The organism is Mycoplana rhizolycopersici, from assembly GCF_013378445.1.
Classification (GTDB): Bacteria; Pseudomonadota; Alphaproteobacteria; order Rhizobiales; family Rhizobiaceae; genus Mycoplana; species Mycoplana rhizolycopersici.
The window spans coordinates 270,043-283,047 of record NZ_JABXYK010000005.1; the positions used below are offsets into that span (position 1 = coordinate 270,043).

A 13,005-nucleotide genomic window follows, 5' to 3' on the forward strand; every position below is an offset into this window, starting at 1 on the left:
GGGGACCGAGGGTCCCCAGTACCAGTAGGCAAATCCGATTGCCGTGCCCAGTACGATGAATTCCAAACCGATTTCGCCGTTCACCCAGAGGACGGCCGCCGGGACGGCGGCCGCGATGCCGACTGAAACCACCCGATGAATGATGGCCGCCCGGCCATTCATTCCGCCGCTTCGGCCAAGTTCATGCGCTCCATCTCTTCGAGCGCGCGCCGATATTCGACCGGCATGACCTTGCGGAACTTCGGACGGTAATCCGCCCAGTTGTCCAGGATGTCCTTGGCGCGTTTCGAGCCGGTGTAGTGCAGGTGGTTCGAAATGAGCTGGTACAGCCGCTCCTCGTCGTGCCGCGTCATGTCGCCGGAGACGTCGACGCGCCCCTTGTGCATCAGATCCCCGCCGTGATGGTGCAGCTTCTCCAGCATGTCATCCTCTTCGGGGACAGGCTGCAGCTCGACCATCGCCATGTTGCAGCGGCGGGCGAAATCGCCTTCCTCGTCCAGCACATAAGCGACGCCGCCCGACATGCCGGCCGCAAAGTTGCGGCCCGTCTGGCCGATGACGACGACGACACCGCCGGTCATGTATTCGCAGCCGTGGTCGCCCACGCCCTCGACGACCGCCACGGCACCGGAGTTGCGCACGGCGAAGCGCTCGCCGGCCACACCGTTGAAGTAGCATTCACCCGAGATCGCGCCGTAGAGCACGGTGTTGCCGACGATGATGGACTCTGCCGCAACCGTCTTGGAGGTTTCCGGCGGACGGACGACGATCCGGCCGCCCGACAGGCCCTTGGCGACATAGTCGTTGCCAGCGCCCACGAGGTCGAAGGTGATGCCGCGCGCCAGGAAGGCTGCGAACGACTGTCCGGCCGTGCCGTTGAGGCGAACCGTGATCGTGTCGTCCTTCAGGCCCTTGTGGCCGTAGCGCTTGGCGACCTCGCCGGACAGCATCGCGCCAACCGAACGGTCGACGTTCTTGATGTCCACCTCGAAGGCGGTCGGCGTCTTGCTTTCGAGCGCCGGCATAGCCTTTTCGATCAGCGTGCGGTCGAGAATGTCGTGGATCGGATGGTTCTGACGTTCCGTCCAGTAGGTCGCTTCCTTCGGCGCATCGACCTTGTGGAAGATGCGGCTGAAGTCGAGACCCTGCGACTTCCAGTGGGTGATCAGCCGTTCCTTCTCCAGAAGTTCGGACTGGCCGATGATCTCGTCGAGCTTGCGCACTCCGAGCGAGGCGAGGATCTCGCGCACTTCCTCGGCGACGAAGAAGAAGTAGTTGACCACGTGCTCCGGCGTGCCCTTGAAGCGCTTGCGCAGCACCGGATCCTGCGTGGCGACGCCGACGGGACAGGTATTCAGGTGGCACTTGCGCATCATGATGCAGCCGGCCGCGATCAGCGGTGCAGTCGCAAAGCCGAATTCGTCGGCCCCGAGCAGCGCGCCGATAATCACGTCGCGGCCGGTCTTCAGGCCGCCGTCGACCTGCAGGGCAACGCGCGAACGCAGGCCGTTCAGCACCAGCGTCTGATGGGTCTCGGCAAGGCCGATCTCCCAGGGCGACCCCGCATGCTTCAGCGAGGTCAGCGGCGAGGCGCCGGTGCCGCCGTCGAAGCCGGATACGGTGATGTGGTCGGCGCGCGCCTTGGCGACGCCTGCGGCGACCGTGCCGACGCCCACTTCCGAAACGAGCTTGACCGAGACGTCGGCTTGCGGGTTGACGTTCTTCAGATCGTAGATCAGCTGCGCCAGGTCTTCGATCGAATAGATGTCATGGTGTGGCGGCGGCGAAATCAGGCCGACGCCGGGCGTCGAGTGGCGGGTCTTGGCGATCGTCGCATCGACCTTGTGGCCGGGCAACTGGCCGCCCTCGCCGGGCTTGGCACCCTGCGCCACCTTGATCTGCAGCATGTCGGCATTGACCAGGTATTCGGTGGTGACGCCGAAGCGGCCGGAAGCGACCTGCTTGATCGCCGAGCGCTCCGGGTTCATCGAACCGTCGGCAAGCGGGGTGTAACGGTCGGCTTCCTCGCCGCCCTCGCCGGTGTTCGACTTGCCGCCGATCCGGTTCATGGCAATCGCAAGCGTGGTGTGCGCCTCTCTCGAGATCGAGCCGAAGGACATGGCACCCGTCGAGAAGCGCTTGACGATATCGGCTGCGGATTCGACTTCCTCGACCGGGATCGGCTTGCGGCCCCAGGCGGCCGCATCCTTGAGCGAGAACAGGCCGCGGATGGTGTTCATGCGCAGGGCCGAGGCGTTCACCATTTCGGCGAATTCCCTGTAGCGATCCTGTGCGTTGCCGCGCACGGCGTGCTGCAGCGAGGCGACGACGTCGGGCGTCCAGGCGTGATCCTCGCCGCGCATGCGGAAGGCATATTCGCCGCCGATCTCGAGCGTGTTGGCAAGGATCGGATCGCGACCGAAGGCGGCCTTGTGGCGGGCGACCGTTTCCTTGGCGATCTCTTCAAGGCCGATGCCTTCGATGGTCGTGGCTGTCCCGAAGAAGTACTTGTCGACCAGCTCCGACGACAGGCCGATCGCGTCGAAGATCTGCGCGCCGCAATAGGACTGGTAGGTCGAGATGCCCATCTTGGACATGACCTTCAGGATGCCCTTTCCGACCGCCTTGATATAACGGTAGACGACTTCGCTCTCGTCGACCTCCTTCGGGAACTCGCCCTTCTTGTGCATGTCGGTGAGCGTGTCGAAGGCAAGGTAAGGGTTGATCGCTTCCGCGCCATAGCCGGCTAGCAGGCAGAAATGGTGCACTTCGCGCGGCTCGCCCGTTTCCACCACGAGGCCGACGGAGGTGCGAAGCCCCTTGCGGATCAGGTGATGGTGGACGGCAGCCGTTGCCAGCAGCGCCGGGATCGCGACGCGGTCCGGCCCGATCTGGCGGTCGGAGAGCACGATGATGTTGTAGCCGCCCTTGACCGCAGCCTCCGCCCGTTCGCACAGCCGGTCGAGCATCTCCGGCATGGCTTCGGCGCCGCGCGAAATGTCATAGGTGAAGTCAAGCGTCTTGGTGTCGAAACGGTCCTCGGTGTGTCCGATGGAGCGGATCTTTTCCAGGTCGCCGTTGGTCAGGATCGGCTGGCGCACTTCCATGCGCTTGGCATGCGCAGCACCCTCGTGGTCGAGAATGTTCGGCCGCGGTCCGATGAAGGAGACGAGGCTCATCACCAGCTCTTCGCGGATCGGGTCGATCGGCGGGTTGGTGACCTGCGCGAAGTTCTGCTTGAAATAGGTGTAGAGCAGCTTCGTCTTGTCCGACATCGCCGAGATCGGCGTATCGGTGCCCATCGAGCCGATCGCCTCCTGCCCGGTCGTCGCCATCGGCGACATCAGGAGCTTGGTATCCTCAAGCGTGTAGCCGAAGGCCTGCTGGCGGTCGAGCAGCGACACGTCGCGGCGCAGCGCCCGCGGTTCGACCGGCCGCAGGTCCTCGAGAATGAGCTGGGTGTTGTCCAGCCATTCGCGGTAGGGATGCTTGGCGGCCAGCTCGTGCTTCACTTCCTCATCGGAAATGATGCGGCCCTTCTCCATGTCGATCAGAAGCATCTTGCCCGGCTGCAGGCGCCACTTGCGGACGATGTTCTCTTCCTTGACCGGCAGCGTGCCGGCTTCGGAGGCAAGAATGACGCGGTCATCGTCGGTAACGATGTAGCGGGCCGGACGCAGGCCGTTGCGGTCGAGCGTCGCGCCGATCTGCTTGCCATCGGTAAACGCCACGGCGGCAGGGCCGTCCCACGGCTCCATCAGCGCGGCATGGTACTCGTAGAAAGCCTTGCGCTCGGAAGACATCAGCTGGTTGCCAGCCCAGGCTTCCGGGATCAGCATCATCACCGCATGCGCCATGGAATAGCCGCCGCGGATCAGGAACTCGAGCGCGTTATCGAAACAGGCCGTGTCCGATTGCCCCTCGTAGGAGATCGGCCAGAGCTTGGTGATGTCGTCGCCGAACAGGGGCGAGGAAACCGAAGCCTGGCGGGCAGCCATCCAGTTTACGTTACCGCGCAGGGTGTTGATCTCGCCGTTGTGGGCGACCATGCGGTAGGGATGGGCCAGCTTCCACGACGGGAAGGTGTTGGTCGAGAAGCGCTGGTGCACCAGTGCGACGGCGCTTTCGAAGCGCGGGTCGGCGAGGTCCTTGTAGTAGGCGCCGACCTGATAAGCCAGGAACATGCCCTTGTAGACGATCGTCGAAGACGACAGCGATACCGGATAGAAGCCGCTCTCCTCGCCTTCGTACTCGTCATAGATGCGGTTGGAGATCACCTTGCGCAGCGTGAAGAGGCGGCGCTCGAATTCGGCCGTCGTCGCAGCCTCGCGCCCGGCACCGACGAAGATCTGCACATGGCGCGGCTCGGTCGCGGCAATGTCGGGCGCCTTGGACAAGGATGAGTTGTCGACCGGCACGTCGCGGTAGCCGAGCAGGACCTGGCCTTCTTCAGCGACGACATCGGCGATCACCTTCTTGAAATGGGCGATCAGCGTCTCGTCCTGCGGCATGAAGATGTGCCCGACCGCGTATTCGCCGGCCTTCGGCAGGGTGATCCCCTGCTTGGCCATTTCCTCACGGAAGAAGCGATCCGGAATCTGGACGAGAATGCCGGCCCCGTCGCCCATCAACGGATCGGCGCCGACCGCACCGCGGTGGGTGAGGTTTTCGAGCATGAAGAGGCCGTCGCGGACGATCTGGTGCGACTTCTGTCCCTTGAGGTGGGCGACGAAGCCCACGCCACAGGCGTCATGCTCGTTGCGCGGATCATAGAGACCCTGCCTTTTGGGAAGACCGGCTCGTCGCGCCGTCGCTTTGGCGTCCGTCGCAGCCTTTTGCGCGCGGTCAGGACCAAAACTCTTCGATGCGAAATCCGACATCGTCTTCCCTCCTGTGGCCCGGATACTGCGGGCAGGCTTTTGCCCGCGTGCCGACCGGCTGCTTCCTTGCAATCCGGCCCCGCGGGCATGTTCGTTGCATGAACCCTATCAGCGGCAAATGACGCCCGGCCGACAAGGCTTCGACATCAGTGACCGCCCCGTCCGACCTGCCGATCGAAATTCGATCCGCTCCGCAGGCACATCCGCCGGCATCGCACTTAGGCGAAATACCGGCTTTCGTCGGCCCCCTGACCGAAATAGGACAGCAAGACTGTCCTATTTCATTGGCTCTATGCCAGAAAGACAGAACTGTCGCAAGGGCGCCAGGACAAATAAATAACATCGCGGGACGAAAGATTGCCAGCCCTTCAAGGCTTTTGTAATTTTCTTACAAAAATGATGATACATGCGTCATTTAATTACAAAATCTTCAACAGCACCACCGACCCCGCCAAACGGGTTGCACGAGGGGAGCGCTGGGATATGGTCGCCCGACATCCACAAGAAGCGGAGCCGGCGCAACCGGGATCTTTCACATGCATTTTGCCTCTGACAACTGGGCCGGAGCCCATCCGAACATCGTGCGCGGCCTTGCCGAAGCTGCCGAGGGACACGCCCCGGCCTATGGCGCAAGCGAACTCGACAAGAAGGTGGAGCACAGCTTCGGCGAAATCTTCGAACGCGATGTCGCAGTCTTCTTCGTCGGCACCGGCACCGCGGCCAACTCGCTGGCCCTTGCAAGCTACAGCCGCCCCGGCGGCCAGATCTTCTGTCATCCCGAAGCGCATGTGAACATGGACGAGTGCAATGCCCCCGAATTCTTCTCCGGCGGGGCGAAGCTCGTGCCGGTGGCGGGTTCGCAGGGCAGGATGGCACCCGACGCCCTGGCGGCAGCCATCGCCCGTTTCCCGCCAGACGTCGTCCATGGCGGCCAGCCCGTCGCGGTCACGATCACCCAGGCGACGGAAGCCGGCACCGTCTATTCGCTGGACCAGATCGGCGCCATCGGCGAGGTCGCACACAAGGCGGGCCTGCCGCTGCATATGGATGGCGCCCGATTTGCCAATGCGCTCGCAACGCTCGGTGCGACGCCGGCCGAAATGACCTGGAAGCGCGGCGTCGACATCCTGTCGTTCGGCGGCACCAAGAACGGCTGCTGGTGCGCCGAGGCGCTGGTGCTGTTCGATCCTGGCCGCGCCCGCGAGATGCACTACCTGCGCAAGCGTTCCGCGCAACTGTTCTCGAAATCGCGCTTCATCGCCGCCCAGTTCGATGCCTATCTGCGCGACGGGCTGTGGCTGGAGCTTGCCCGGCACGCCAACGCCATGGCGTCGAAGCTGGCCGCAGGGCTTGCCTCTACGCGGGGCGCGCGGCTCGCCTGGCCGACGGGCTCCAACGAAGTCTTCGCGATCCTCAATAACGCAAAGCTTCGGGCGCTGCGGGATCAGGGGGCCATCTTCTACGACTGGCCCGCAACCGCCGCGATCAGGGACGAACTCGCAGCCGACGAGACGATGATCCGGCTTGTGACGAGTTATGCGACGACCGCTCGAGAGGTGGATGGCTTCCTCTCGATCTGCACGGCGGAATGACGCTCACTGATGGGCGGACGGCGTGATGCGCGCAACGATCAGGCGAGAAAGCGCTGCCGTCAGCGCAGCATCCGCGTTGCGGCTCGGCACCAGCACGAACTCCACGTCGTCCAGCCGGGGCAACCGCCCCGCGGTGAACTCCTTCAAGCCCTGCGGCGCCATGCTGCGCGGCTGGACGAGGACACCCATGCCGGCGCGCGCGGCAGCCGTAAGCCCGCTCAGGCTGCCGCAGGTGCACACGATCCGCCAGGCGACCTGTCCGCGGTCCAAAGCCTCCTGCGCAGCCCTGCGCGTGATGCTGGGGGCGGGAAACGTCAAAAGTGGCACCGCGCCGCCCCGTGACAGGATCAGTTCCGGATCGCGCGCCAGCCAGACCAGAGGCTCGCGATAGAGCAACTGGCCGCGGGTTTCGCCGAGATGCCGCTTGGCCAGCACCAGATCGAGTTCGCCTACGTCCTGCATCTGGTAGAGCACGGCGCTGAGCGCCACCGTCAGCTCCAGATCCACCAGCGGATGCAGGCGGGCGAAATCCTCCAGAATGGCCGTCAGGCGGTTGGCTACCAGATCTTCGGAAACCCCGAGCCGCAGCCGCCCGCGAAGCCGCCCTTCACCGAAAAGTGCCGTGACCTTGCCGTCCAGCTCCAGCATCCCCTGCGCATAGCCAAGAAGTGCCTCCCCTTCGCCGGTCAGCCGCACCTGGTGCGTGTCACGCAGGACGAGCTGGCAACCCAGAGACTTCTCCAGCCGCTGGATGTGCTGCGTCACCGTCGACTGGCCCACACCGAGGCGGGCGGCCGCTGCCGTGAAGCTTCCGGTCTGGCGCAGCATGACGAAGCTGTTCAGGTGGGTCAGGTTCAGCATGGTTATCCAAATTCGTGATAACTGTTAGTGTTTGCATTCTGTTTCATGATGGGCGAGGAGTAAACCCGCGATTTTCCAAGGGTCCCGACCATGAAGCGATTTCTGCCCGACCAGTTCACGATCATGCTGGTCTGCACCGTCATCCTGGCAACGTTGCTGCCGGTACACGGCGTCGCCGCCGACTATTTCGGCATCGCCACCAACGCAGCGATCGCCCTGCTGTTCTTCCTGCATGGTGCGCGCCTGTCGCGCGGCGTGGTGGTGGCCGGCATCCTGCACTGGCGCCTCCATCTGGTGATCCTGCTGACCACATTCGCGGTCTTCCCGCTGCTCGGGCTTGCGATCGGCTACATCCCCGACAGCTACCTGCCCCAGCCGCTCTACCTCGGCATCCTGTTTCTGTGTGTGCTGCCCTCGACCGTGCAGTCCTCCATCGCCTTCACGTCCATGGCAGGCGGCAACGTGCCGGCGGCGATCTGCTCGGCGTCCGCGTCCAACATCTTCGGCATGTTCCTGACGCCGCTGCTGGTCGGCCTGCTCCTGTCGGTCGGCGGCCATGGCGGCTTCTCCTGGGCAGCACTGCAACAGATCCTTTTGCAACTGCTGGCGCCTTTCCTGCTCGGCCAGCTTCTGGAGCCCTGGATCGGCAACTGGATACGCGCGAAGAAGAAGCTGCTTTCGCCGGTCGATCGCGGCTCGATCCTGATGGTCGTCTACCTGGCCTTCTCCGAGGCCGTCGTCGAGGGGATCTGGCAGGCCTTTTCGGCGACAGACATCGCAACGGTCGTCGTCGTCGACATCGCCCTTCTCGTCACCGTGCTGCTGATCACGTACTTCGGCAGCCGGTTGCTCGGCTTCTCCAAGGAGGATGAGATCGCCATCGTCTTCTGCGGCTCGAAAAAGTCGCTCGCCAGCGGCGTGCCCATGGCCAACGCCATCTTTGCGGGCCAGTCAATCGGCGCGATCGTGCTACCACTGATGCTGTTCCACCAGATCCAGCTCATGGCCTGCGCCGTCATCGCCCAGAAGTACGCTGAACGTCGGCGGCAGAAGGAAGCTCTGGCAGCCGCTGCTGCCGCGGCCTGAAAAGCGAGACAGAAAGACAAACAGAAACGGCGCCCTCTCGGGCGCCGTCGCATTTTCAGTCATCCGCGACCGAAGGTCAGGCGGCAGGTCAGGCGGTCTGGGCCTCGATCTGCTTGGTCTCGCGGGCGACCGGGGAAATCTCGATCTTGCGCGGCTTGGCGGCTTCCGGGATCTCGCGGACGAAATCGATGTGGAGCAGGCCGTTCTTCAACTGCGCGCCGCGGATCTCCACGTGATCGGCAAGCTGGAAACGACGCTCGAACGCACGCTTCGCAATGCCGCGGTAGAGATACTGGGCTTGGTCTGCGGCCTCGTCGGCCTTTTCGCCCTTGACCGTGAGCACGTGCTCGCGCGCCTCGATGGAAAGCTCGCTTTCGTCGAAGCCGGCGACGGCCATGGTGATGCGGTAGGCGTTATCGCCGGTCCGCTCGATGTTGTAGGGCGGATAGCTCTGGCCCTGGTCCGGCTGGCCGAGGCTGTCGAGCATCGTAAATAGGCGGTCGAAGCCGACCGTGGAACGATAAAGGGGGGAGAAATCGAAATGACGCATGGTGTCCTCCTGTGAGCGACGAGTTGCTGTCGAATGAGCCGCAACCGATTTCAAAAGGCGGCGGCCCGGCTGCTGGAAGCAGCACCCCGTTTGGCTGTGCTTGCCTCGTGCGGACCCTTCCGGCGCCCGCATCATCCAGATGGTGACGCCTTTTTGCAGCTTCAAGGCCCCGCGGAATCATTTGCCTTTCGGCTGAATGCGCCATGAACGCGCCCTTCCGTTTGCGTTCAGGCAGCCCCGTCTAGAACAGGATCATCGAAAGCGAACCTTTCGTGGCCGGGGTGAAACGTCCCTTCCACCCCGGCCAAATTCGCCGGCGTGCGCAGACGTTCCCCGCGTCCCGCGCAGCCGGCTTTTTTCTTTTGACGGCGCAAACCCGAGTCCCTACCCTTTGCAGACGATCGTTTGCCAAACCAGGCCGGACATGGACGAACTGCTCTACGCCACTCCCGACAATCCCGTTCCCGACAACCACTTCGCAGGCTTTTTCGAAGGCAAGGGCGGCGTGAAGATCCGCTATGCGGTGTTCCGCTCGGCCGAGCGCGAGGCCAAGGGCACGGTCGTCCTGTTGCAGGGCCGCAGCGAAACCATCGAGAAATATTTCGAGACGATCCGGGATTTCACCGCCCGCGGCCTATGGGTTGCAACCTTCGACTGGCGCGGCCAGGGCGGCTCCGGACGCATGCTCAACGACCAAAGGAGCGGACACGTGGCCCGGTTCTCGGACTACGAGGCCGACCTCAAGCAGTTTCTCGAGCAGGTCGTGCTTCCCGATACCCGCCTGCCCTTCTATATCGTCGCCCATTCGATGGGCGCGCTCGTCGCCCTGTCGCAGGCGCCGGAGCTGGAAAACCGCATCGACCGGATGGCGCTTGCGGCACCGTTCGTGGCGCTGGCCGGGCAGATCATGAGCCAGCGCTCGATCACCATGATCGCCAATACCGCAAGCTTCTTCCTCCTCGGCGGGCGTACCTTCCGCAAGCACCCGTCAGCCCAGCCCTTCGAGGGCAACGTCCTGACCGCCGACCGCCGCCGCTACGAGCGCAACCAGGCGATCTGCGACACCTTTCCCGATCTCTACCTCGGCCAGCCGACGGCGCGCTGGCTGAAGGAAACGCTGGGCGCCATCGCGCGCGTTTCCCGCCAGGAGCACCTGACGCGGATCCGCATCCCGACGCTGCTTCTGTGCCCTACCGCAGATCCGATCGTGCCGCGCGCCGCGATCAATGATCTGGCCCGGAAATTTCGCGCCGGCCGCCTGATCGAGATCGACGGCGCCCGCCATGAGCTCTTCAGCGAGGCCGACCGATATCGCGCGCAGGCCATGGCTGCGATCGAGGCCTTCATCCCCGGAAGCCTGGCCGAACACGGAGCGCTCGAAGCCTGAGGCGGCATCAGCCCAGTGACGGGGGCAAGTGGCGCAGGCGAGACCGAAGTTGAAGAACGGGCGGGCATCGAGCCTCGGCAGCGGCATCAGCCGCGCAGCAGCGCCATCGCCTCGTCATACACTGCGCGGCTGCCCGCGGCGATGACGCGCCCCCCCATTTCGGCACGGCCACCGTCCCAGTCGGTGATGATGCCGCCCGCCTGTTCGATGACCGGGATCAGCCCGCCGACATCGTAAGCCTTCAGCGCGGATTCGACCACCAGGTCGACATGACCGGCCGCCAAAAGCGCATAGGCGTAGCAATCCACGCCATAACGGAACAGGCGGACCTTGTCTTGCACCGCATCATAGCGCGGGCGATCGGCCGCGTCGAAGATATGCGGCGAGGTCGTGAACATGATGGCGTCCGAGAGGCGTTCGCAGGCCCGGGTCGAAAGCACCCGCCTGCCCTCCGGTCCGCTGTAGAGAGACTGCGTGCCGTCGGCGAAATAACGCTCGCCCGTGAACGGCTGGTCGATCAGCCCCATCACCGCCCGGCCGTTGCGGTAGAGCCCGATCAGCGTGCCCCACACGGGAACGCCGGAGATGAAGGCACGCGTGCCGTCGATGGGATCGATGACCCAGACATATTCGCGGTCGAGCCCGACAGACCCGTGCTCTTCCCCGAGGATACCGTGCTCGGGAAAATGCTTTTCAATCAGCGCGCGGATCGCTGCCTCGGCCGCGCGGTCGCCCTCGGTGACCGGGTCGAAGCCCTTCGCCTCCTTGTTGACCACGTCGGCGCCGACGCGAAACCGCGGCAGCGTCTCGGCCTTGGCGGCATCGGCAAGTAGATCGAAGAAGGCGCGATCGGGAAGCATGGCACTCTCATTGTTGGCTTGGAGGTCGGCACGTCCATAGAGCATGACGCGACAAAACGGAACCGCAGGCGCACTTCACCCGGAATACGGATCGCGGCCCGCTCCAATTTCAGGACCTATCCGGCGAATTGCCTATTTTATGGCGCCTGATCGGAAGTGCTTGACATTTGTGCAGCGCAATATTAACGTTCAGCTACAGTCACTCGTGACTGTAATACCCTCCTTGGGTGTTTCCTCCCTAGACTTAACCGCGCGTCGAGCGCGGTTTTTTTTGACCGTAGGGGAACGGTCGCAGCCTCCTTTTTCAGACCCGGCTTTGAGGAAAATCACTCCGCAGCGAGCGCGCTGTCGGAGGCGTATTTCTCGACGTAGCCCGCAAACTGCAAAAGCGCCCAGCTGATGCCTGCCTGCACCGCTTCGAACTCCGGCTTCTTCTGAAGCGTCGTCTCGTCCACGTAGAGCGCGCGGTTGACCTCGATCTGCACGGCATGCAGCCCCTTGGCGGGCCGGCCGTAATGCTCGGTGATGAAACCGCCGGCATAGGGCTTGTTGCGCGCCACGACGAAGCCCATGTCCTCGAACAGGCGCACCACCGCGCGCGACAGGTCGCCGGCAGCACTCGTGCCGTAGCGGTCCCCGATGATGAAATCCGGCCGCTGTCCGCCTGCAATGCGGATATTGCCGGGCATCGAATGGCAATCGACGAGCACGGCGAAACCGAACTGGAGATGCGTGCGCACGATCAGGCTGCGCAGGCAGGCATGATACGGCTTGTAGATGGTCTCGATCCGGTCGAGCGCCTCGCTGACCGGCATGCGGCGCTGGTAGATCTCCATGTTTTCCGCAACCACCCTCGGCACCGTGCCGAGACCGCCGGCCACCCGCATCGAGCTGACATTGGCATAGGGCGGCAGCATACCTTCGAACATGCGCGGATCGAGTTCGTAGGGTTCGCGGTTGACGTCCAGGAATGCGCGCGGGAAGTGCGCCAGCAGCATCGGCGCACCCAGCGCAGGCGCCGCCTGGAACAATTCATCGACGAAATGATCCTCCGAGCGGCGGATGGAAAGCGCGTCCAGCCGCGAGTCGCGGACAAATCCCTGTGGATAGGCACGCCCGCTATGGGGGGAGTTGAACACCAGCGGAAGGGTCTGCGAAGCCGGCTCCAGAACCTCGAAGAGGCCTTTCTCGCTGAATTCCGGGGCCATTGCGGTCCTTTACCATGTGACAAAATCGCGACGTGCTGTATGTTGCCAGCGGCGCGCGCCCGTGTCCATAGTCGCGACGACGCAGCGATTCAGGTGTCATCCCGTTCACCGGATTTTTACCCGAATCGTTTTTCGTGACAGAACCGCCGAAAAGGCACGACAACCAGCAGTAACGGCCCCCACCACATGAGTTCCAAGATCCTCCTCGCCGAAGACGACAACGACATGCGCCGCTTCCTCGTGAAGGCGCTCGAGCGCGCCGGCTACAAGGTCACTTCCTACGACAATGGTGCGAGCGCCTATGACCGGCTGCGCGAGGAGCCGTTCTCCCTGCTTCTGACGGACATCGTCATGCCGGAGATGGACGGCATCGAGCTGGCGCGCCGGGCGACCGAGCTCGACCCGGACCTGAAGGTGATGTTCATCACCGGTTTCGCGGCCGTGGCGCTCAACCCGGATTCGAAGGCCCCCAAGGACGCAAAGGTCCTTTCCAAGCCCTTCCACCTGCGCGACCTCGTCGACGAGGTCAACAAGATGCTGGCCGCCTGAGGCGGCCCGCCCGCCTTCCGAACTGACGTCCC

The 13,005-nt window shown here is 63.8% G+C and carries 9 protein-coding genes; 4 read left to right on the forward strand and 5 right to left on the reverse strand.

Annotation, left to right across the window (positions count from 1 at the left end):
- Positions 1-158: 158 nt before the first annotated feature.
- On the reverse strand, positions 159-4,880 hold the full coding sequence (gene gltB, locus HV823_RS10620; RefSeq protein WP_176949681.1) for a glutamate synthase large subunit: 4,722 nt from the start codon (positions 4,878-4,880) through the stop codon (positions 159-161).
- A gap of 536 nt (positions 4,881-5,416) precedes the next feature.
- On the opposite strand from gltB, the gene HV823_RS10625 reads away from it, so the two are divergent.
- Positions 5,417-6,472, forward strand: a complete 1,056-nt coding sequence (locus HV823_RS10625; protein WP_176949682.1) for a threonine aldolase family protein — start codon at positions 5,417-5,419, stop codon at positions 6,470-6,472.
- 3 nt (positions 6,473-6,475) lie between these two features.
- On the opposite strand, the gene HV823_RS10630 is transcribed toward HV823_RS10625, so the two are convergent.
- Positions 6,476-7,333 carry a LysR family transcriptional regulator gene (locus HV823_RS10630; RefSeq protein ID WP_176949683.1) on the reverse strand — a complete coding sequence of 286 codons (858 nt, stop codon included), beginning with the start codon at positions 7,331-7,333 and terminating at the stop codon, positions 6,476-6,478.
- Between the two features lie 90 nt (positions 7,334-7,423).
- Between HV823_RS10630 and HV823_RS10635 the strand changes: the two genes are divergently transcribed.
- Positions 7,424-8,419 (forward strand): bile acid:sodium symporter family protein, encoded by a 996-nt coding sequence (locus HV823_RS10635; protein WP_176949684.1) that lies wholly within the window; start codon positions 7,424-7,426, stop codon positions 8,417-8,419.
- A gap of 88 nt (positions 8,420-8,507) precedes the next feature.
- On the opposite strand, the gene HV823_RS10640 is transcribed toward HV823_RS10635, so the two are convergent.
- Positions 8,508-8,969, reverse strand: coding sequence for an Hsp20 family protein (locus tag HV823_RS10640; RefSeq protein ID WP_176949685.1), 462 nt, complete (start codon positions 8,967-8,969; stop codon positions 8,508-8,510).
- Between the two features lie 424 nt (positions 8,970-9,393).
- On the opposite strand from HV823_RS10640, the gene HV823_RS10645 reads away from it, so the two are divergent.
- Positions 9,394-10,356, forward strand: a complete 963-nt coding sequence (locus tag HV823_RS10645; protein ID WP_176949686.1) for an alpha/beta fold hydrolase — start codon at positions 9,394-9,396, stop codon at positions 10,354-10,356.
- An 86-nt stretch (positions 10,357-10,442) separates the two neighbouring features.
- On the opposite strand, the gene hisN is transcribed toward HV823_RS10645, so the two are convergent.
- Both hisN and HV823_RS10655 read right to left on the reverse strand, forming a co-directional pair.
- On the reverse strand, positions 10,443-11,216 hold the full coding sequence (hisN, locus tag HV823_RS10650) for a histidinol-phosphatase (RefSeq protein WP_176949687.1): 774 nt from the start codon (positions 11,214-11,216) through the stop codon (positions 10,443-10,445).
- Positions 11,217-11,542: 326 nt separating this feature from the next.
- Positions 11,543-12,424 carry an N-formylglutamate amidohydrolase gene (locus tag HV823_RS10655; RefSeq protein ID WP_176949688.1) on the reverse strand — a complete coding sequence of 294 codons (882 nt, stop codon included), beginning with the start codon at positions 12,422-12,424 and terminating at the stop codon, positions 11,543-11,545.
- A gap of 186 nt (positions 12,425-12,610) precedes the next feature.
- Here HV823_RS10655 and cpdR1 point away from each other — a divergent pair, with 186 nt between their 5' ends.
- Entirely contained in the window at positions 12,611-12,973 is a 363-nt protein-coding gene (gene cpdR1, locus HV823_RS10660) for a response regulator CpdR1 (RefSeq protein WP_097137193.1), read from the forward strand.
- The last annotated feature ends 32 nt before the right edge of the window (positions 12,974-13,005 follow it).

What these genes read in the sequence shown, in the direction of transcription:
- hisN (WP_176949687.1), bottom strand. Translation starts at nt 11,216, where the DNA reads ATGCTTCCCGATCGCGCCTTCTTCGATCTACTTGCCGATGCCGCCAAG.
- HV823_RS10630 (WP_176949683.1), bottom strand. Translation starts at nt 7,333, where the DNA reads ATGCTGAACCTGACCCACCTGAACAGCTTCGTCATGCTGCGCCAGACC.
- HV823_RS10635 (WP_176949684.1), top strand. Translation starts at nt 7,424, where the DNA reads ATGAAGCGATTTCTGCCCGACCAGTTCACGATCATGCTGGTCTGCACC.
- HV823_RS10645 (WP_176949686.1), top strand. Translation starts at nt 9,394, where the DNA reads ATGGACGAACTGCTCTACGCCACTCCCGACAATCCCGTTCCCGACAAC.
- HV823_RS10640 (WP_176949685.1), bottom strand. Translation starts at nt 8,969, where the DNA reads ATGCGTCATTTCGATTTCTCCCCCCTTTATCGTTCCACGGTCGGCTTC.
- HV823_RS10625 (WP_176949682.1), top strand. Translation starts at nt 5,417, where the DNA reads ATGCATTTTGCCTCTGACAACTGGGCCGGAGCCCATCCGAACATCGTG.
- gltB (WP_176949681.1), bottom strand. Translation starts at nt 4,880, where the DNA reads ATGTCGGATTTCGCATCGAAGAGTTTTGGTCCTGACCGCGCGCAAAAG.
- HV823_RS10655 (WP_176949688.1), bottom strand. Translation starts at nt 12,424, where the DNA reads ATGGCCCCGGAATTCAGCGAGAAAGGCCTCTTCGAGGTTCTGGAGCCG.
- cpdR1 (WP_097137193.1), top strand. Translation starts at nt 12,611, where the DNA reads ATGAGTTCCAAGATCCTCCTCGCCGAAGACGACAACGACATGCGCCGC.